General features: G+C 72.5%; 17 protein-coding genes and 1 pseudogene. 8 read left to right on the top strand and 10 right to left on the bottom strand.

Annotation, left to right across the window (positions count from 1 at the left end; translation table 11 throughout):
- Window positions 1-105 precede the first annotated feature (105 nt).
- The 3 genes from ACFVYR_RS11130 to lnt all read left to right on the top strand — a co-directional run bounded on the left by ACFVYR_RS11130 (window position 106) and on the right by lnt (window position 2,829).
- Complete coding sequence (locus tag ACFVYR_RS11130) at window positions 106-285, top strand: hypothetical protein (protein ID WP_384251848.1); 180 nt, start codon at window positions 106-108, stop codon at window positions 283-285.
- Between the two features lie 89 nt (window positions 286-374).
- Window positions 375-902, top strand: a complete 528-nt coding sequence (locus ACFVYR_RS11125) for a nuclear transport factor 2 family protein (RefSeq protein WP_384251846.1) — start codon at window positions 375-377, stop codon at window positions 900-902.
- 148 nt (window positions 903-1,050) lie between these two features.
- Window positions 1,051-2,829, top strand: coding sequence for an apolipoprotein N-acyltransferase (gene lnt / locus ACFVYR_RS11120; protein ID WP_384252148.1), 1,779 nt, complete (start codon window positions 1,051-1,053; stop codon window positions 2,827-2,829).
- Here the strand turns inward: lnt and ACFVYR_RS11115 are convergent.
- Window positions 2,753-3,658 carry a Gfo/Idh/MocA family protein gene (locus ACFVYR_RS11115; RefSeq protein ID WP_384252145.1) on the bottom strand — a complete coding sequence of 302 codons (906 nt, stop codon included), beginning with the start codon at window positions 3,656-3,658 and terminating at the stop codon, window positions 2,753-2,755. The genes lnt and ACFVYR_RS11115 overlap by 77 nt on opposite strands.
- Before the next feature lie 463 nt (window positions 3,659-4,121).
- Between ACFVYR_RS11115 and ACFVYR_RS11110 the strand changes: the two genes are divergently transcribed.
- Window positions 4,122-4,868: an FG-GAP repeat domain-containing protein gene (locus ACFVYR_RS11110; protein WP_384251843.1), complete on the top strand. Its 747-nt coding sequence runs from the start codon at window positions 4,122-4,124 to the stop codon at window positions 4,866-4,868.
- A 269-nt stretch (window positions 4,869-5,137) separates the two neighbouring features.
- Window positions 5,138-5,809 carry a LuxR C-terminal-related transcriptional regulator gene (locus ACFVYR_RS11105; protein ID WP_384251841.1) on the top strand — a complete coding sequence of 224 codons (672 nt, stop codon included), beginning with the start codon at window positions 5,138-5,140 and terminating at the stop codon, window positions 5,807-5,809.
- 54 nt (window positions 5,810-5,863) lie between these two features.
- On the opposite strand, the pseudogene ACFVYR_RS11100 reads toward ACFVYR_RS11105, so the two are convergent.
- Together ACFVYR_RS11100 and ACFVYR_RS11095 are read right to left on the bottom strand one after the other, a co-directional pair.
- Window positions 5,864-7,277, bottom strand: a pseudogene (locus ACFVYR_RS11100) (hydrolase).
- A 207-nt stretch (window positions 7,278-7,484) separates the two neighbouring features.
- On the bottom strand, window positions 7,485-8,657 hold the full coding sequence (locus ACFVYR_RS11095) for an FAD-dependent monooxygenase (RefSeq protein WP_384251838.1): 1,173 nt from the start codon (window positions 8,655-8,657) through the stop codon (window positions 7,485-7,487).
- Between the two features lie 137 nt (window positions 8,658-8,794).
- Between ACFVYR_RS11095 and ACFVYR_RS11090 the strand changes: the two genes are divergently transcribed.
- Entirely contained in the window at window positions 8,795-9,388 is a 594-nt protein-coding gene (locus tag ACFVYR_RS11090; RefSeq protein WP_384251836.1) for a TetR/AcrR family transcriptional regulator, read from the top strand.
- 125 nt (window positions 9,389-9,513) lie between these two features.
- Window positions 9,514-10,005: a hypothetical protein gene (locus ACFVYR_RS11085; protein WP_384251833.1), complete on the top strand. Its 492-nt coding sequence runs from the start codon at window positions 9,514-9,516 to the stop codon at window positions 10,003-10,005.
- 117 nt (window positions 10,006-10,122) lie between these two features.
- On the opposite strand, the gene ACFVYR_RS11080 is transcribed toward ACFVYR_RS11085, so the two are convergent.
- The 7 genes from ACFVYR_RS11080 to ACFVYR_RS11050 form a co-directional block, all read right to left on the bottom strand.
- Window positions 10,123-10,611 (bottom strand): hypothetical protein, encoded by a 489-nt coding sequence (locus ACFVYR_RS11080; RefSeq protein WP_384251831.1) that lies wholly within the window; start codon window positions 10,609-10,611, stop codon window positions 10,123-10,125.
- 182 nt (window positions 10,612-10,793) lie between these two features.
- The gene (ung, locus tag ACFVYR_RS11075) at window positions 10,794-11,477 is read right to left on the bottom strand and encodes a uracil-DNA glycosylase (protein WP_384251829.1); all 684 of its coding nucleotides are present in this window, start codon (window positions 11,475-11,477) and stop codon (window positions 10,794-10,796) included.
- A gap of 107 nt (window positions 11,478-11,584) precedes the next feature.
- Window positions 11,585-13,192, bottom strand: a complete 1,608-nt coding sequence (locus ACFVYR_RS11070) for an ABC transporter substrate-binding protein (protein WP_384251826.1) — start codon at window positions 13,190-13,192, stop codon at window positions 11,585-11,587.
- Window positions 13,193-13,329: 137 nt separating this feature from the next.
- Window positions 13,330-14,085 carry an SDR family oxidoreductase gene (locus ACFVYR_RS11065; protein WP_384251823.1) on the bottom strand — a complete coding sequence of 252 codons (756 nt, stop codon included), beginning with the start codon at window positions 14,083-14,085 and terminating at the stop codon, window positions 13,330-13,332.
- A gap of 21 nt (window positions 14,086-14,106) precedes the next feature.
- Window positions 14,107-14,868 (bottom strand): 3-oxoacyl-ACP reductase FabG, encoded by a 762-nt coding sequence (gene fabG / locus ACFVYR_RS11060; RefSeq protein WP_384251821.1) that lies wholly within the window; start codon window positions 14,866-14,868, stop codon window positions 14,107-14,109.
- Window positions 14,869-15,017: 149 nt separating this feature from the next.
- Window positions 15,018-15,401, bottom strand: coding sequence for a DUF3037 domain-containing protein (locus tag ACFVYR_RS11055; protein WP_384251818.1), 384 nt, complete (start codon window positions 15,399-15,401; stop codon window positions 15,018-15,020).
- A complete protein-coding gene (locus tag ACFVYR_RS11050; protein WP_384251815.1) occupies window positions 15,398-16,186 on the bottom strand; it encodes a HipA family kinase in 789 nt (262 codons plus the stop codon). The genes ACFVYR_RS11055 and ACFVYR_RS11050 overlap by 4 nt, the downstream gene beginning before the upstream one ends.
- A 63-nt stretch (window positions 16,187-16,249) precedes the next feature.
- Here ACFVYR_RS11050 and ACFVYR_RS11045 point away from each other — a divergent pair, with 63 nt between their 5' ends.
- Window positions 16,250-18,433, top strand: coding sequence for a prolyl oligopeptidase family serine peptidase (locus tag ACFVYR_RS11045; protein WP_389611649.1), 2,184 nt, complete (start codon window positions 16,250-16,252; stop codon window positions 18,431-18,433).
- Window positions 18,434-18,446 lie beyond the last annotated feature (13 nt).

Here is an 18,446-nt window from a genome sequence, read left to right as displayed (position 1 = left end):
TTCCATACCGCTATGCCGATGGCGACCGGGCGCGGTGATCACGTGGCGGAGGTGTGTGGTAGCTGACAGTTCCGATTGTCGTAGCCATCGCCTAAGGTTGACTTCATGCCCTTAACCCCGCCATCCCGTGGTGTCGCGCGGTCCTCCGTCGAACTGAACGAGCGGATCCGCGACCTGTGGCTGCGCACCGGCGGCCGGCTCAGCCCCGAGCAGCGCCGGGAGTACGAACAGCTGGTGACCGAGTGGGCCGCCGCGGTCCGCGAGGAGATGGTCGAAGCCGCGTAGGCGGCCCGCCCGGCGCCGGACCGGACGCGTACGCACTCTTCGCTGCCCGCCCCCTTGGCTCGGCACCTCCCGTGCCCAACACTGAGCCGATGACGCAGCGCGTGGAACTCGCCGCCGTGATGGACCGGTTGGCCATCGATGCCCTCATCACCGAGTACGCGGTGACCGTCGACGACGGCGACTGGGACGCCTACCGACAGCTCTTCGCCCCTGGGGGCAGCGCCGACTACCGCTCGGCGGGCGGCATAGAAGGGGGCGCCGACGACGTCGCCGGGTGGCTGGCCGAGACGATGCGGATGTTTCCCATGCGCCAGCACCTGATCTCCAACCGCAAGCTGGAGTTCGGGACGCTGGACCAGGACACCGGCGACACCGCTCACGTACAGGCCGACTATCTGAACCCCATGCGCTTCGCCGACCGCCCGGGCACAACCCCGGCAGCGGATCCGTCGACCGCGCCGGACTTCGTCTGCGGCGGCCGCTACGCCTTCACGCTCGTGCGTACGCCGGGGGGCTGGCGGCTGCGGCGCGTGGTCGTCACGGAGAAGTGGCGCCGCATGGCCGGTGAGCGGCAGCGGCAGGAGCCGGCCACGGACAGTCCTCACCCACTGTCCTAGATCGTTCAGGGCGCGCACACTGGGGAACGATCAGGGCGTCGGGGACCTAGGGAGGCGCTGCATGGATCTGTTCGGCGACGAGGGCCGGGACGTTGACCGGCGGGAACGGTGGGAGCGGCAGGAGCGGCTCAGGCGGCGCGCCGCGCGGATGCTCGCCTCGCCCAGGTGGCGCGGCGGCATCGCCGTGGTGGCAGGGGCGCTGCCCGCGCTGGCGTTCCCCGCCCCTTCGCTGTGGTGGTTCGCGTACGTCGCACTGGTGCCCTGGATCCTCCTTGCCGCGTCGGCCCCGACCGGTCGGCGGGCCGCGGTCGACGGCTGGCTCGGCGGCCTCGGCTTCATGGTGGCCGTGCACCACTGGCTGCTGCCGAGCCTGCATGTGTTCACGGTCGTCATCGCCGCGCTGCTCGGGCTGCTGTGGGCGCCCTGGGGATGGCTGGTGCGCCGGTACGTGGGCGGGGCGGCGGTGCCCGGGCGGGCCGCGGTCGCACTCGTGGTGCTGCCGTCGGGCTGGCTGATGGTCGAACTGGTCAGGTCCTGGGAGGGGCTGGGCGGGCCGTGGGGCCTGCTCGGCTCCAGCCAGTGGCAGGTGGCGCCCGCGCTGCGGCTCGCCTCGGTGGGCGGGGTGTGGCTGGTCAGCGCGCTGCTGGTGGCGGTGAACACGGGTGTGGCGCTGCTGATCGTCGCGGTGCGCGCCTCGATGTTGCGCGCGTCCCCGCATACCTCGCCGGTACGAATAGCCGTGCCTCCCTCGACCTCGCGCGTGGACCCGCGTCCCGCGGCGCCGCGTACAGCCGTGCGCGTGTCGCCCCGGATCGCGCGCCCGCGCTCGTTCGCCCGGCCCGCGCCCCTGCCCACGGCGACCAGGTCGTCCGAGGACCGGCTCCTCTCCCCCACCACTCTTCGGGCCGCCCCCGCCATGGCGGCCGTCCCCGCCGTCGCGGGCCTGCTCGCCGTGGCCGCCGCCACCACCGCCGCCTGGGCGTGGGCACCGCGCCCCGAGTCCGCGGGACGCGTGCATGTCGCCGTCGTCCAGCCGGGCGTCATCGACGGCGCCGGGAGCGCCGACCGGCGGCTCGCCCGCGAGGAGGAGCTGACCCGCACGCTGGCCGGCCGGGACCTGGACCTCGTCGTCTGGGGCGAGAGCAGCGTCGGCTTCGACCTGGCGGACCGGCCGGACGTCGCACGCCGGATCGCCGCGCTCTCCCGCGAGGTCGGCGCGGACATCCTGGTGAACGTCGACGCGCGCCGGTCCGACCGGCCCGGCATCTTCAAGAGCTCGGTCCTGGTGGGCCCGGAAGGACCGACCGGCGACCGCTACGACAAGATGCGGCTCGTGCCCTTCGGCGAGTACGTCCCCGCGCGCTCCCTGCTCGGCTGGGCGACGTCGGTCGGCAAGGCGGCGGGCGAGGACCGCAAACGCGGTGACCGGCAGGTGGTGATGGACGTCGGGCGCGATCTGCGGATCGGGCCGCTGGTCTGCTTCGAGTCGGCCTTCCCCGACATGAGCCGCCAACTCACCCGTGACGGCGCGCAGGTGCTCCTCGCACAGTCGGCCACCTCGTCGTTCCAGTCCAGTTGGGCGCCCCGCCAGCACGCCTCCCTCGCGGCGGTGCGGGCCGCCGAGACGGGCCGCCCGATGGTGCACGCCACGCTCACCGGCGTCTCCACCGTCTACGCCCCCGACGGCTCGCGCGTCGGCGCCCCGCTCGGCACCTCGGCGAGCGCCGCGGCGGTGTACGACGTGCCGCTGGGCACGGGAACCACGGCGTACGTCAGGTGGGGTGACTGGCCCGTGCGCGCCGCGCTCGTCGTGCTCCTGCTGCTGGCCGCGATCGAGGGCGTACGGACCGTCAGGCGGCCTGCTCCCGAGCGGCAAGGACCACGCGCTCGCACAGCTCATGGGTCGCCAGTGCGTCCCGGGCGCTGAGTACCTTGCCGACGCGCACGGCGTCGAGGAAGGCGAGCACCACCTGCTCGATGCCGCGCTGGCGGGCCACCGGCACCCAGTCGCCGCGCCGCCGCACGCTGGGCCCGCCCTTGTGGTCGACGACCTCGGCGAGGTTGATCACCTGCCGCTTGGCGTCCTGGCCGGAGACCTCGAGGATCTCCTCGGCCGAGCCGCTGAGCCTGTTCATCATGCCGATCGCGGTGAATCCGGCGCCGGCGAGCTGCAGCACGACGTGCTCCATGAGGCCGTCGACGACGCGGGCGCGCACCCCGACGTGGTCGATCGGTCCCGGTGCGAGGAACCGCATCGTGTCCACGACGTGGATGAAGTCGTCGAGGACCAGCGTGCGCGGGTCCTCGGGCAGGCCGACGCGGTGCTTCTGCAGGAGGATCAGCTCGCGCGGGTGCTCCACGCACTCGGCGTAGCCGGGCGCGTAACGACGGTTGAAGCCGACGGCGAGGCTGACGCCGCGCTCCTCCGCGAGGTTCACCAGGCGCTCGGAGTCGGCGAGTTCGTATGCGATCGGCTTGTCGACATAGGTGGGTACGCCCGCTTCGATGAGCCGGGCGACGATCTCCGGGTGCACGGCGGTCGGCGCGTGCACGAAGGCGGCGTCGAGGCCCTGGGCGAGCAGTGCGTCCAGGTCGGTGTGGCAGCGGGAGTCCGGGATGTGGTGGACGCCCGCGACCCGGGCCAGGGTCGCGGGCGTGCGCGTCTGCAGGTGCAGCTCGACGCCGGGCTGGGTGGTGAGCACCGGCAGGTACGCCTTCTGCGCGATGTCGCCGAGCCCGATGCAGCCGATCTTCATGTCCCGGTTCGCGCTGGTGTCCACCGCTCCGCCCTCGTCCTTCGTGTGTTCAGCAGAGCGTGCGGCTCTGACAGTGTGCGGTCGCGTCATGACGGGCCGGCCGGCTGAGCGGTTCCGCCCGTTCTCGGTCCCGGCAGTCATGACTTCTCGCGAAACTCTCCCATGCGCGCCCTACGCCGCGTCACGCGGGCGGGGCCGGGGCCGAACGGTCGGCACATGCCGGCCCCACGGCCAGGAATCCGGCGCTCCGCGGTGCACCTACGGCCCGCCTCGTCCCAGTTCCGCGTTCCAGGCGCCGTACGTTCTCCCAGGCCAGGGCCCATTTTCGCATTCCAGTGTCCCCAACTGCCCGGCATTCCTGGCCGTTGGGACAGCTCGGCCCGCAAGCTCGAGTCGTGCTCATCCGGGAAGGCCCCCGGGCCACCCGGCACAACCCAGTAGCAACGACATCGGGAGTTCGTACATGCTTCGCAAGCGCTCACGTCTGATCGCCGCACCGGTCGCGGCCGTCGCCCTGACCCTGACGGCCGCCGGCTACCAGGCCAGCGCGGCCGGGTCGGCGGACTCGGGCAGCGCGGGACGCTCCGCCACGACCGCGCGGGCGGCGGGCCCCTGCCTCACCGGCGCGACGACGCTGGTCGGCGACCTCGACGGTGACGGCCGCCCGGACAAGATCATCGACCCGGGTCACACCGGCACCAAGATGACCGTCCAGTGGGGCACCGCGAACGGCACGTTCGGCACCAAGCACTCCGTCGGCAAGCTCCTCGGCGCCGAGCCGGGCGAGGTCGCGACCGCCGCGGTCGCCGACTTCCAGAAGGACGGCGCCCTGGACATCGTCGTCAACCTCGTCACCCCCTCCGGCGTGGACGACCCGTCCACCTCGCGCGTCGCCGAGTACCGCCCCGGGCCGCTCAAGCGCGCGAACCTGGGCTCCGCCCACGCCCGCCGCCTGGACATCGGCGACAGCCGCGAGGTCAAACAGCTGCGGATCGCCAACTACGGCAACGACGCCTACCCGGACCTCGCGACCCTCGTCAACGCCGGTGACGGCGTGTGGGAGCGGGAGGTGCGCCTGACCAAGGCGAGCAGCGGCCCCGGCCGTTACAACGCCGATCACCAGCAGAAGTACGGCGAGTCCGGCACCCCGGCCGAGCCGCCGGCCATGCCCGGCGACGGCTGGAAGCACTTCTTCAAGCCCTGCTCCTGACCTCGACCGGGTGCCGCCGGTCCTCGGGCCTCCCGGGCCTCCAGGGGGACCGGCGGCACCCGGTGGCGTCCGCCGGCACACCGTCCGCGGCGCCGACCCCTCAGAGCACGAACCGCCCCCAGAGCCAGAGTCAGAGACCAGAGGAAGATCGCGTGTCCAGCTCGCCCCCGGCCTTCGTGGCCCCCGCGGCCCCTGCGGCCTCCCCCGCCTCGACTGTTTCCGCAGCCTCCCCCATCTCCCCGAGCTCACCCATCTCCCCCGTATCCCCTATGGCCCCCAAGTCCCCGCTCTCCGCGGCCCCCTCGCACGGTCTGCCGAAGACGAACCGCGTGCGGGTCGCCGTCGCCGTGGTCGCCCCGGATCCGATCAGCCGCGAGGGCGCCCTCAGCCAGCTGCGCCGGCACCCCGAGGTCGAGGTGTGCGGGGACTCCGGCCGGGCCGCGGTCGTCCTGGTCATCGAGGACACCATCGACGAGGCCGCGCTCGCCCGCCTGCGGCGCACCGTGCGCAGCGAGGGCACGCGTGCCGTACTCGTCGCCGGGGCGGTCCGTGAGCACGAACTCCTCGACGTCATCGAATGCGGTGTCGGCGCCATCGTCTGGCGCCACGAGGCGACCGTCCAGCGCCTGGTGCACGCGGTGGTGACCGCCGCCAAGGGAGGCGGCGACCTGCCCGCGGACCTGCTGGGGCAGCTCATCGGCCAGGTGCGGCGCCTGCACCGGGGCGGCGACGACCAGCCGGGGTTCTTCATGAGCTTCACCAAGCGCGAGGTGGACGTGGTGCGGCTGGTGGCCGAGGGGTTCGACACCTCGGAGATCGCCGTGAAGCTGTCGTACTCCGAGCGCACCGTCAAGAACGTGATGCACGGCCTCACCACCCGCCTGCACCTGCGCAACCGCGCCCACGTGGTGGCGTACGCCCTGCGTGAGGGCTACATCTGAGGGAAGAGCCCCGTGGTGGGCCTCCCGTGGGTGGGCCTCTCCCCCGACGACTCGTCAGACGGTGAAGCGGACCGCCTCCAGCTGGAGGTTCAGCTCCATCGGACTCCCGTGGTACTTGAACTGGCCGGGGTCGGTGCACACCTCGCCCATCCAGTCCCGGTCCTTCACGTAGGCGTCACTGCACACGGAGCCGTCGAAGACCTTGTAGGTGTAGCCCTCAAGGGCGGGGTCGGCCTCCTCGGTGCTGCCGAAGAACATGTCCTCGGTGTCGTCCGCGTTCGACCACGGGATCCCCTCCCGCCAGCCCTCGCCCACGAAGGCGCCCGTGCCGGTGACGCCCTGGGTGTCGGACACCGCGATGTTGAGCGCCTTGATGGGGGTGCCCTGGCCCGCCGCGCCTGCCTCCGCGCCGTCGCACACGGCGTCCTGCCAGCCGTCGCCCTGGACGAAGGCGCGGTAGCAGATGTGGCGTCCCTCGCTGCTCCCGGCCAGCTCACGCACCGCGTCGGCCGCCGTCACCTCGTCGGGCTCGTCCTTCTCGCCGCCGCCACCGCCCCCGCCACCGTCACCGCCGCCTGCGTCCTTCTCGTCCTTCTGGCCGTCCCCGCCGGGCTCCTGGGGAGCCTCCTGCGGCTTCTCGGGGGCGGGCGGCGCGCTCTTCGGGGGCGGGGGCGGGCTGTCCGGCTTGAGCCGGCCGCCCTGCTCCAGCTTCTCCCTGGCCTGGGTCCGCAGCTGCGGCCGGTTCGACATCCAGATCGTCACGAACGCGACGGTCAGCGCGAGGACCACGCCGAGCACGGCGGTCCAGCCAGCCCGGGAAGACCCCGCGCTGCACGAAGACACCGTCCACGTTCACCGGCTCGCTGCCGGACCGCCGCACGGCCAGCGCGTAGGGCTGCTCCTGCTTGGAACCGAACCAGGTGATCTGCCGGGGCCGCAGCGTCGCCTTCACGAACGCGGCCCGCCCCGGTTCGATCTGGACGTTGCCCGGCTGGAGGTCGTAGGAGAGCCTGTCGCCGGTGTCGTTGCCGCTGAGTGACGCGGTGACCCCGGTGTTGCCGATGTTGTCCACGGCCAGCTGGGGCCGTCCGCGGAACCACCCCTTCACCGTCGGCGGCACCAGCTCGGCGCGCACCTCGGTGAAGGGAGTGACGGTGACGTTCCCCTCGGGGACGATGACGGCGGAGCGGTGTTCCGCCGGTGTGATCCGTACCGCGTACGGGTGCGGTCCTGCGACCGCGTCGGGCGTACGGGGCGGGGCGAACGTCAGCTCCACCGTGCCGGTCGTCCCCGGGTAGAGCCGCAAAATCGCCGGCTCCACCGTGGCCCAGGGCGCGAGGTCGCCGACCGGTTCGAAGCGGTACTCGTCGACGATGTCACCGGTGTTGCGCACCCGCAGCTGCACGGTGGTGCCGCTGCCCGGGTCGACGGTCACGGAGGCAGGTTCCAGGGAGGTCCAAAGGCTCACGCCACGACGCTAGGAGCCCTCGCGGAGCCCGTCAGGAGACCGGGGGGCAGAGCCGGTTGCCCACAGGGGCGGCCCCGATGCCCGCCGGTCCGGTCTTCGACACCTGGATCGGCGCCGCCCGCGACAGCCGGGAGGCCGAGCGGGGTGAGGGGGTGGCTTCTCCCTCCCCGCCCCGGCCTCCGTTCCCGCGGCTGATGGAGCCTGGGTTCAAGGGGCCTGCGGGGGACGCCAGTCGGTGATGGCGGAGAGGCCGCGCAGCACGGAGTGGGGGGCGATTCTCGTCGCCGCCGAGATGAGGGCGTCGCGTACGGCGATGGCCGGGGCGCCGGTCAGGTGCGTGACGCGGGAGGTGCGTGCCGACCGGCGGACGATGTCCGTGGTACGCGGGACGCGCGCCGCGCTGTAGGCGGCCAGGCCCGCGGCGAGGTCGGCGTCCGGTGCCACGTGGTGGGCGAGGACGACGCCGTCCTCGATCGCCTGGTTACCGCCCTGGCCGAGGCTCGGCGTCATGGCGTGCGCGGCGTCGCCGACGAGGACGACGCGGCCCCGGTGGAAGACGGCGAGGGGCGTGGGCAGGTGACGGACGTCGTTGCGCAGGATGCTGTCGGCGCCCACGGCGCAGATCAGCCGGGGAATCGGGTCGTGCCAGTCACGGAACCGGCGCTCCAGCTCGGCCTTCTCGTCGTCGGGCGCCCTGCCGCCCTCGGGGAGGCGGGCGGTGGCGTACACGTACACCCTGCCGTCCTTGAGCGGCTGCGTGCCCCAGACGCCGCCGCGGCCCCAGGTCTCGTGGGGCGCGAAGGGCTCGTCGGGGGCCGGGACGACGAACCGCCAGGCGGTGAAGCCCGCGTACCCGGGGCGCGGGTGCACCGGGAAGAGAGCGGCCCGCACGGCGGAGTCGATGCCGTCGGCGCCGACGACGAGGTCCGCCTCGATGTCGCCGTCGTCGGTGCTGACGACGGCGCGGCGGCCCGCGGCGCCCGGGTCCGACAGCCGGGCCCGCGCGCCGGTACGCAGCGCCTTCTCGGGCAGCGCGGAGACCAGCAGGTCGACGAGGGTCGCGCGGTGCAGCATCACCAGGCTTCCGCCGTACGCCGCTTGGGTCTCGGCCGCACTCGTGCGCACCAGCCAGCGGCCGTCCTGGGCACGCATGCCGCCGTCCCCCTGCCAGGCGGCCAGCGCACGGACCCGGTCGCCGAGGCCGTGGACGTCCAGGGCGCGCTGGCCGTTGGGCGCGAGTCCGATGCCGGCGCCCACGGGCTTGAGGGAGGCGGCACGCTCAAGGACCGTGACGCGCCACCCGGACCCGTACAGGCCGAGGGCGGCGGTGAGTCCGCCGATGCCACCGCCGATGACGACCGCGTGGGGCTGCTGCTTCATGGCTCCTCCTCCGGGGCGCCGCACACGGCCACTGTGTACGTGCCATCCACTCCCGCGCCCTCCTGCACTACAGATGTAGTGCGCGACGCCGAGGATGACCGTACTACATCTGTAGTGAGGGAGGTAAGGTTTTCGCCATGTCCGTACGCAGCGCGGGACCCACCCGCCCCCAGCTCATCGCCGACGCCGCCCTCTCCCTGCTCGCGGAGCGCGGTATGCGCGGCCTCACCCACCGGGCCGTCGACGAGGCGGCGGGACTGCCGCAGGGGTCCACGTCCAATCACGCGCGCACTCGGCTCGCCCTCCTGGAGACGGCGGTGCGGCGACAGGCCGAACGCGAGGCGGAGCTCCTGAGCCCTGCCGACATGCCCGCCCTGGCGGCCGGCCGCGAGCAGGTGGTCACCGGCCTGGCCGCCGCCCTGCACCGCTACCTCTCCGGCGACGCCCGCCAACTGCTCGTATCGCGCTACGAGTTGGCCCTGGAGGCGACCCGCAGACCGGAACTGCGCGCCCACTACGACGCGGCGGGCGCCCAGTTCAGGGAGCCCCTGGAGGCCCTGCTCCGGGCCGCGGGCTCCTCCGCCCCCGAGCTCCACACGCTCTCCCTCGTGGCGTGGTGCGACGGCCTGATGTTCTCGTGCGTGGCGGGCTCGTACCACGCCACGACGCCGACGGAGGAGGAGCTTCGCAGGAGCGTCGGGGAGCTGCTGAGGGGGATGCTGGACGGGTGAGGCGGGAGGGGGGCCTCCGTCCGTGAGAGGCCGTGATCATCCGTGCCGCGCGTCCCGCATCACCCGTGCGGGGCAACCTCCCGGACTTCCCGGGTCAACTGGCTCCGCGCAGCAGAGTTGCGCGGGTGCATCGATCGACGACCACCGCCGCGCTCCTCGTCTCCGCGGCCGTCACTGCCGTCACGGCCACCGTCTCCGGGTGCGTGAGCGTCGAGCGGCCCGCGGGGACCGGTCCCGTCGCGGCCACCACGTCGGCGCCCGCGCCCCACCCCGACGGGAGCAGCAGGCCGCGCGTCGTCCAGGCTCCGGCGCGCGAGGCGCTGGAGCGTATGGGCACCCCGCCCGGACCCGCCACCTCCCGGCCGACCGCCCCCGAGGCCGCCCGGTCGACTCCCCCACCCGGCCCCGCCCGGCCCGCGCGCCCGCCCGCGCCCGCGCCCTCGGAACCGGCCCGCAGGCCCCCTCCGGCACGGCCCGACGCGGGAGCGACCCGGCCCGCCCCGGCCACGGCCCCCGCCGCGCCCGGTGCCGACGTGTGCGCGCTCGGCGAGGCCTACGGCAACTGGCCGCCGGGCAGCGCCCAGGCCGTCATCTGCCGCGAGACGTACGGCCGCTGACGCGGCGGTGCCACATCGGGCGGCCCTGCGTCGGGCGGCGGCCCCGCGTCGGGCGGCGCCGTACTCTCCGCGCCGCCCCCTCCCCCTGCCCCCCCTTGCCCTCTCCCCCCTGCCTCCCTACTCCTCCTCGCTGCCCTCCCCGACCTCGCGCTCCAGCCTCGCGATGGCCTCCTTGATGCCGTTGCCGTAGCCGTCGTCCTCCAGGGTGCCCACCGCGCCGCGGGCCCGGCGCAGATGGCTGCGGGCCGCTTCCGGACGGCCCAGCTTCACGTAGTCCGCGGCGATGTTCAGATGCAGGGAGGGGTAGAAGCCGCGCACCGCGAGCGATTGGTGGTGCTCGTTCAGGCGCTGGTCGGTGAGCTCGTCGGCCGCCGACAACGCCCGCAGGTCCCACGCCAGTTCGTCCGAGGGGTCGGCCTGCGTGTCCGCCATGTAGTGCGCGAGCGTGCAGCGGTGCAGCGCGTCGCCGTCCTCGCCGATCTCCCCCCACAGGCCGAGGAAGCGGTCCTGCGCCTCCTCGCGGTCGCCGCCGTGGTGCAGCATGACCGCCTGCCCGATCCGGGTCATCATCGCGTCCTCCGCCGTCTGCTCCTGCTGCTCCGTCACCGGGTCCTCCGTGGTCGTACGGCCGTAGCCCCCATCCCTCACGACGCTAGCGGCCACCACTGACAATCACGGTCAGGCACGTTCGCGGGCGGGGCGCTCACCCCCGGCGCTGGGCCAGGCCGGTGACGCCCGCGGCCCCCTCGGCCGGGAAACCCCGAAGACAGGCTCCCGGCCCGGAGACCTCAGCCGATGTCCGGGATCCGCCAGTCGATCGGCTCGTGCCCCTGCGCCTCGACCGCTTCGTTGATCTGCGTGAACGGGCGCGAGCCGAAGAACTTCTTCGCGGAGAGCGGCGAGGGATGCGCGCCCTTCACCACGATGTGCCGCTCCGTGTCGATGAGGGGGAGCTTCTTCTGGGCGTAGTTCCCCCACAGGACGAAGACGGCCGGGTCGGGGCGGTCGGCCACCGCGCGGATCACCGCGTCCGTGAACTTCTCCCAGCCCTTGCTCTTGTGGGAGTTGGCCTCCCCGGCACGGACCGTGAGCACCGCGTTGAGCAGGAGGACACCCTGCCTGGCCCACGGCATCAGGTAGCCGTTGTCCGGCACGGGGTGGCCGAGTTCCTCCTTCATCTCCTTGTAGATGTTCCGCAGCGAGGGCGGGGTCTTCACACCGGGGCGCACGGAGAAGCAGAGCCCGTGCCCCTGGCCCGCGCCGTGGTAGGGGTCCTGGCCGAGGACCAGGACCTTCACCCGGTCGTACGGCGTCGCGTCGAGGGCGGCGAAGACCTCCTCGCGCGGCGGGTAGACAGGGCCCTTCGCCCGCTCCTCCTCGACGAACTCGGTGAGCTCCCTGAAGTAGGGCTTCTGGAGTTCCTCGCCGAGGACTCCGCGCCAGGACGCGGGCAGCATGGCGATGTCGGTCACGTCAACAACCTCCGGTGTACGGTCATTTCTCAGATCCAGTCTCTGAACCCCAGAACCTACCGGCGCGCACTGACAATCGGTCCGGCCGCCCGCCCGCCGGTGCCCGGCTACCAGCTGGTCTTGCGCTGCAGCTCCCACATCATCATGATCGCGGAGGGGTCGAGGGCTCGCTCGCCGCCCGCGATCTCCTCGCTGGACAGGATGTACTGCTTGCCTTGCCACAGCGGCAGCAGCCTGACGTCGTCGACGAGGATGTCCTGGGCCCGCTGGAAATCGTTGATCACCGCGCCCCGGTCGGCCTCCCTGCGCTCGCGCGGCAGCACCTCGTCGGTGATCTCCTTGGACGGGTACGGCGTGTTGAGGACGTTCTTCGGGCCCACGAACGGCGCGATGAAGTTGTCCGCGTCCGGGAAGTCGGGGAACCACCCGCGTCCAAAGACGGGGTACTCGCCGTTGCTGTACCCCTCCTGGAACTCGGTCCAGGGACGGCTCTTGAGCGTGATCCTGAAGAGCCCCGAGCCCTCCAGCTGCCGCTTGATCTCGGCGAACTCCGCCTCGGTCGCCGAACCGTAGCGGTCGGTGGTGTACCAGAGGGTGAGCGGGACCGGCCCGTGGATTCCGGCGTCGGTGAGGATCTTCCTGGCCTTGGCCGCGCTGGGGTTGCCGTACTCGTCGAAGAAGCCGGTGGCGTGACCCGTGAGCCCGCGCGGCACCATCGAGTACAGCGGCTCCACGGTGTCCTTGTAGATCTTGTGGGCGATGGCCCCGCGGTCGACGAGCTGCGCGAAGGCCCGCCGGACGGGCAGCTTCCGCACCCACGGGTCCTTGGTGTTGAACACCAGGTAGCGGATCTCGGTGCCCGCGCCCTCGACGAGCTCGATGTCCTGCTCGCGCCTGCCCCTGCCCTGCATCTCGACGATGTCCTTCGAGGCCAGACCGCGGAAGGTCACATCTATCTGCTTGTCCTTCAGGGCGTCGACCATGGCCGAGGACTTCTTGAAGTAGCGGATGGTGACGGCTTCGTTCTTGACGTCGGCCGCGCCCTTGTACTTGTCGTTCCTGCGCAGCTCCGCCTTCTCGTTCGCGGTGTACGCGTCGAGGGTGTAGGGCCCGGAGCCGGTGATCTCGTCGCCCTCGCGGAGCCGGTCCGCCGGGTACTCGACGGGGTCGACGATCGACATGGCCGGGGTCGCGAGAACGAACGGGAACGTCGCGTCCGCCTTCTTGAGGCGGAAGATGACGGTCCGCTTCCCCTTCGCCTCGACCGTGTCGAGCGACCCGAGCAGCCCGGTCGGTCCGCCCTTAGCCCCGATCTTCCGTATCCGGTCGAAGGAGTACTTCACGGCCGCCGCGTCCAGCGTGTCGCCGTCGGAGAACCGCAGGCCACTGCGGAGCTCACAGGTGAAGACCGTGCTGGAGGAGTCGCTGAACCGGCAGGACTCCGCCGCGTCCGGTTCGGGCTCGGTGGCGCCCGAGGGGAAGCTGAGCAGCGTCTGGAAGACGTTCCTGTACAGCTCCCACGAGCTGTCCCAGGCCTTCGCCGGGTCCAGGGTGCTCGGCGCGCTCATCGTGCCGACGGTGATCTGCTCGTCGTCGTCCGATCCCTCGGAGGACAGCATTCCGCATCCGGCGAGCAGCGATATGGACGCGATCGCCGCCACCGGACGCAGACCTCTGGTCCGCCTGGCTGGGGGAACTTCACTGAACACGCGCACGCTCCTCGATCGGCCATGCCATGGAATCGGGAGACAATATCGCAGTGCCCCGCCGGTCCAACTGCGGATTCCGACAGGGCACTTGATGAGTGCGTACGTCACTGAAAGAGGCGTACTGGGCGGGTGTGCGGCCTTGGTCAGCCGACGCCCGCATTGAGGAAGATGCCGCCGTCGACCACGAGTGTCTGGCCCGTGATCCAGTCGGACTGGCCGGAGGTGAGGAACGCGGCGGCGCCCCCGATGTCCTCCGGCACACCGAGCCGGCCGAGCGGGTAGGAGGCGGCCGCCTCCGCCTCCCTGCCCTCGTACAGGGCCTGGGCGAACTTGGTCTTGACGACGGCGGGCGCGATGGAGTTCACGCGCACCTTCGGTGCGAACTCGTGCGCCAGCTGAAGGCTGAGGTTGACCATGGCGGCCTTGCTCATCCCGTACGCGCCGATGAAGGGCGAGGCGGAGACACCGGCGACGGAGGCGATGTTCACGATCGCGCCGCCGTTCTCGCTCTGCCAGGCCTTCCAGGTCTGCTGGGCGAAGCCGAGCGCCGAGATGACGTTGGTCTCGTACACCTTGCGGGCCACGTTGAGGTCGAGCTCGGCCATCGGGCCGAAGACCGGGTTGGTGCCCGCGTTGTTGATCAGGAAGTCGACCCTGCCGAACGCCTCCATCGTGCGCTCGACGGCGACCGCCTGGTGCGCCTCGTCATGGGCCTTGCCCGCGACGCCGATGACCCGGTCGGAGCCGAGCTTCTCGACGGCCTCCTTGAGGGCGTCCTCGTTGCGTCCGGTGATGCAGACCCGGTCGCCGCGGGCGACCAGCGCCTCGGCGATGCCGTATCCGATGCCGCGGCTCGCGCCCGTGATGAGCGCGACCTTCCCACTGTCCTGCACAGCCATGGTCTGTCTCCGCCTTCCGGGTCAGTTGAGCGGGCCGCCGGCGACGTACATGACCTGCCCGGAGACAAAGCCCGCCGCGTCGCCCGTGAAGAAGGCGATGGCGTTGGCGATGTCCTCGGGGCGGCCGACGCGCTGCACCGGGATCTGGGTGGCGGCCGCGGCCTGGAAGTCCTCGAAGCCCATGCCGACCCTTTCGGCGGTGGCCTTCGTCATCTCGGTGACGATGAAGCCCGGGGCGACGGAGTTGGCGGTGACGCCGAACTTGCCGAGTTCCTTGGCGAGGGTCTTGGTGAAGCCTTGCAGTCCCGCCTTGGCCGCGGCGTAGTTGGCCTGGCCGCGGTTGCCGAGCGCGGAGGACGAGGAGAGGTTCACGACGCGGCCGAACTTGGCGTCCACCATGTGCTTCTGGCAGGCCTTGGTCATCAGGAAGGCGCCGCGCAGGTGCACGTTCATGACCGTGTCCCAGTCGCCCGCGCTCATCTTGAAGAGGAGGTTGTCGCGGAGCACACCGGCGTTGTTGACGAGGATCGTCGGCGCGCCGAGCTCCTCGGCGATGCGGGCCACGGCGGCCTCGACCTGGGCCTCGTCGGACACGTCGCAGCCCACGGCGAGCGCCTTGCCGCCGGCCGCGGTGATCTGCGCGACGGTGTCCTTGCAGGCGGCCTCGTCGAGGTCGATGACGGCCACGGCGCGGCCCTCGGCGGCGAGGCGTACGGCGGTCGCGGCGCCGATGCCTCGTGCCGCGCCGGTCACGACAGCGACGCGCTGCTCTGTGGTGGACATGCTGGTTCTCCTCGCCCTTGGATACGGCTCTTGGGGGTGCGGCCCACGGTACGCCCCGATGGTGAGCGACCGCTTAGTACCTTCAGCTGGACGAGACGCTAGAAGCCCTGGCACCGGGTGTCAACGGCCCACAGGAGAGGTGTGACGCTTTACCTCACCAACAGTTGCAGGAGACGGTCGACCTCGGCCCCGGGATCCGCCGTCAGGCCCGTGTGCACCGGACCCGGCTGGATCACCGTGGAGCGGGGCGCGATCAGCCACCTGAAGCGCCGCCCCGCGTCGTCGTGCTCGGCCTGGCCCGCGGCCTCGCCGCCCTCGCAGATCCGCTCGACGGCGCCGAGCCCGGCCCTGATGCCGGCCACGTCGGCCGCCGGATCCAGGGCGCGCAGCCTGGCCTCGTCCAGGTGGGTGCGGGCGGCCACGAAGGACTTGGCGCGGCAGTAGACCACGACCCCCGCGTTGATCTGCTCGCCGCGCTCCACCCGGGGCACGACACGCACCAGCGCGTACTCGAAGACGTCCCGCTTCGTCACTTGAGGGCACCCTTCGGCTGCGGTTCGCCCAGCGCGATCCGTTCGTGGATGGTCGCTGCGCGCGGCAGCAGCGCGGCCACATAGGCGCGGCGCACGTCGTCCGGGCTCGCGAAGCCGGGCTCGTCGGCCAGCCACTCGTCGGGCACCGCGGCCGCGGCCCCGGCGAGCAGTTCCTCGGTGACGCGGGGGGCCAGCTCGGCGGCGGCGGCCGCGATGTCGGGGCCGTAGGGGGCGAGGACGTGGTCGGACGCGTCGTACGGCTTGGCGGCCGCGGTCTCGGCGGTGCGCCAGTTGTGGTGCCAGATCATGCTCGCCCCGTGGTCGATGAGCCAGAGATCGCCGTGCAGGCGGAGCAGGTTGGGGTTGCGCCAGGACCGGTCCACGTTGTTGATCAGGGCGTCGAACCAGACGATGCGGCCGGCCTCGGCCGGGCCGACGTCGTAGGCGAGCGGGTCGAAGCCGAGCGCGCCGGAGAGGAAGTCCATGCCGAGGTTGAGGCCGCCGCTCGCCTTCAGCAGTTCCTGGACCCGCTCGTCGGGCTCGCCGAGTCCGAGGACCGGGTCGAGCCGGACCGCCACGAGACGCGGCACGCGCAGGCCGAGCCCGCGGGCCAGCTCACCGCAGATCACCTCGGCGACGAGCGTCTTGCGCCCTTGTCCCGCGCCGGTGAACTTGATGACGTACGTCCCGTACGTCCCGTGGTCGTCGGCCTCGACGACCCCGGGCAGCGATCCGCCCTCCCGCAGGGGCGTGACGTAGCGGACCGCGGTGACTTCGCTGAGCATTGCCCCAGATTACTGCCGGTTCCACGCTGTTGGATCACGTGGGAGGTGCTTACAGTGCCCGGCATGGAGTCGATTGATCTTCCCCGCCAGTTCGCGCGCACGCGCCGCTTCTCCCTGGGTGTGCCGCGCGGCTTCACGGTCTCCCCGGACGGCGAGCGGGTGCTGTTCGTGCGGTCGACGGCGGGCGACGATCCGGTCGGCAGGCTGTGGCTGTACGAGGACGGGGCCGAGCGCGTGCTCGCCGATCCGCGGGCGCTGGGGGCCGAGGGTCCGGTGCCGGAGGCGGAGCGGGTCCGCAGGGAGCGGGCGCGCGAGACGACGCAAGGAGTGGTGGCCTACGCGAGCGACCACCACGCGCGCGTGGCCGCCTTCACGCTGGGCGGGGCGCTCTGGGTGGTGGAGACGGCCGGCGGCCCGCCGCGCCGGATCCGCACGGCGGGCCCGGCGGTCGACCCGCGCCCCTCGCCGGACGGGGCCCTCATCGCGTACGTCTGCGACAGCGCCCTGCGGGTGGTCGGCGCCGACGGTACGGGTGACAGGGCGCTCGCGGAGCCCGAGGGCGCGGCGGTCACCTACGGGCTCGCCGACCACGTGGCCGCCGAGTCCATGGACAGACAGCGCGGCTTCTGGTGGTCCCCGAAGAGCGACGCCCTGCTCGTCGCGCGTGTGGACGCCTCTGCGGTACGCGTCTGGTGGCTCTCGGACCCGGCGCACCCGGAGCGCCCGCCGCGCGCCGTCCGCTACCCGGCGGCCGGTACCGCCAACGCCGAGACGTCGCTGCACATCGTGCGCACGGACGGCACCAGGACCGCGGTGGTCACCCCGGAGCGCGCGGCGGACCACCCCGTCGCCGAGCAGTGGACGGACGACGCCTTCGACTACGTCCCCACGGCGCGCTGGGACGCCCACGGGCCGCTGATCACTCTGCAGACCCGTGACCAGCGTTCGGTCCACCTCCTGGAGGTCGACCCCGAGACCGGCCGGACACGCCTGCTCGGCCGACGGCACGATCCCGCCTGGCTGGAGCTGATGCCGGGTACACCGCTGCGCCTGGAGAGCGGTCGGGTCGTCCGGCACGGAGACGTACAGGGCCGCACGCGCGGTCTGTGGGTGGGCGACACGAGCACGCCCGGCGGCCTTGAGGTGCGCGAGGTCCTGGCCGCCGCGGGCGAGCGCCTGTGGTTCACCGCGTCGACCGAGCCGACGGAGGTCCACGTCTGGACGTTCGACCACGCGGGCCACGGGCCCGGCCCCGAACGCCGCTCCGGCACCGGCACCCTGAAGCAGATCAGCTCGGGTCCCGGCGTCCACACGGCAGCCGTCGGGGGCGACACCGTGGTACTCGACAGCAGGACGCCCGACGGGCAGACGGTGACCGTGCTGCGCGGGGGCGAGCCGGTCGGCCGGATCGCCGTGTACGCCGAGGAGCCGGTCGTGACCCCGCGCCCCCGCCACCTCACCCTCGGGAAGCGGGAGTTGCGCGGCGCGCTGTACCTGCCGTCCTGGTACGAGCCGGGTTCGGGAAAGCTGCCGGTGCTGCTCTGCCCCTACAGCGGTCCGGGCATCCAACTCGTGGTCCACGCGCGCGCGTGGTGGACGGTTGTGGCCCAGTGGTTCGCCGAGCAGGGGTACGCGGTACTGATCGCGGACGGGCGCGGCACTCCGGGGCGCGGCGAGGACTGGGCGAAGGCCGTCCACGGCGACCAGCTGACCCCCGTGCTCGACGACCAGGTGGCCGCGGTGCACGCCGCCGCCGAGCGGTTCCCCGACCTCGATCCGGAGCGCGTCGGCATCCGTGGCTGGTCGTTCGGCGGGTACCTGGCGGCGGGCGCCGTGCTGCACCGCCCCGACGTCTTCCACGCGGCAGTTGCGGGCGCGGCCCCCTCGGACCTGCGCCTCTACGACACGCACTGGAAGGAGCGCTATCTGGGGCACCCGGACGTGCGCCCCGCCGCGTACGAGAACTGCTCCCTGGTCGCGCACGCGCATCGGCTGAGCCGGCCGCTGATGCTGGTCCACGGGCTGTCCGACGACAACGTGCTCCCCGTGCACATGCTGCGCCTCTCCTCGGCCCTGCTGGCCGCGGGGCGTCCGCACACCGTGCTGCCGCTGTCCGGCGCGAGCCACCTGCTGAGCCAGGAGGACCAGGCCGCGAATCTGTTGCGGCTCGAACTGGACTTCCTGAACAAGCACTTGAAGCCGACCGCCCGTCCGGCCCACGCCGCTCTTCCGGGCGGACATGCCTGAACGTCGGAATGCC

This window comes from Streptomyces sp. NPDC058284, from assembly GCF_042881135.1.
GTDB lineage: Bacteria > Actinomycetota > Actinomycetes > Streptomycetales > Streptomycetaceae > Streptomyces.
This window is presented reverse-complemented; position numbering and strand designations above follow the sequence as displayed.

What these genes read in the sequence shown, in the direction of transcription:
- lnt (WP_384252148.1), top strand. Translation starts at nt 1,051, where the DNA reads ATGCTCGCCTCGCCCAGGTGGCGCGGCGGCATCGCCGTGGTGGCAGGG.
- ACFVYR_RS11050 (WP_384251815.1), bottom strand. Translation starts at nt 16,186, where the DNA reads ATGCTCAGCGAAGTCACCGCGGTCCGCTACGTCACGCCCCTGCGGGAG.
- ACFVYR_RS11095 (WP_384251838.1), bottom strand. Translation starts at nt 8,657, where the DNA reads ATGAAGCAGCAGCCCCACGCGGTCGTCATCGGCGGTGGCATCGGCGGA.
- ACFVYR_RS11110 (WP_384251843.1), top strand. Translation starts at nt 4,122, where the DNA reads ATGCTTCGCAAGCGCTCACGTCTGATCGCCGCACCGGTCGCGGCCGTC.
- ACFVYR_RS11090 (WP_384251836.1), top strand. Translation starts at nt 8,795, where the DNA reads ATGTCCGTACGCAGCGCGGGACCCACCCGCCCCCAGCTCATCGCCGAC.
- ACFVYR_RS11130 (WP_384251848.1), top strand. Translation starts at nt 106, where the DNA reads ATGCCCTTAACCCCGCCATCCCGTGGTGTCGCGCGGTCCTCCGTCGAA.
- ACFVYR_RS11105 (WP_384251841.1), top strand. Translation starts at nt 5,138, where the DNA reads ATGGCCCCCAAGTCCCCGCTCTCCGCGGCCCCCTCGCACGGTCTGCCG.
- fabG (WP_384251821.1), bottom strand. Translation starts at nt 14,868, where the DNA reads ATGTCCACCACAGAGCAGCGCGTCGCTGTCGTGACCGGCGCGGCACGA.
- ACFVYR_RS11125 (WP_384251846.1), top strand. Translation starts at nt 375, where the DNA reads ATGACGCAGCGCGTGGAACTCGCCGCCGTGATGGACCGGTTGGCCATC.
- ACFVYR_RS11065 (WP_384251823.1), bottom strand. Translation starts at nt 14,085, where the DNA reads ATGGCTGTGCAGGACAGTGGGAAGGTCGCGCTCATCACGGGCGCGAGC.
- ACFVYR_RS11115 (WP_384252145.1), bottom strand. Translation starts at nt 3,658, where the DNA reads ATGAAGATCGGCTGCATCGGGCTCGGCGACATCGCGCAGAAGGCGTAC.
- ACFVYR_RS11045 (WP_389611649.1), top strand. Translation starts at nt 16,250, where the DNA reads ATGGAGTCGATTGATCTTCCCCGCCAGTTCGCGCGCACGCGCCGCTTC.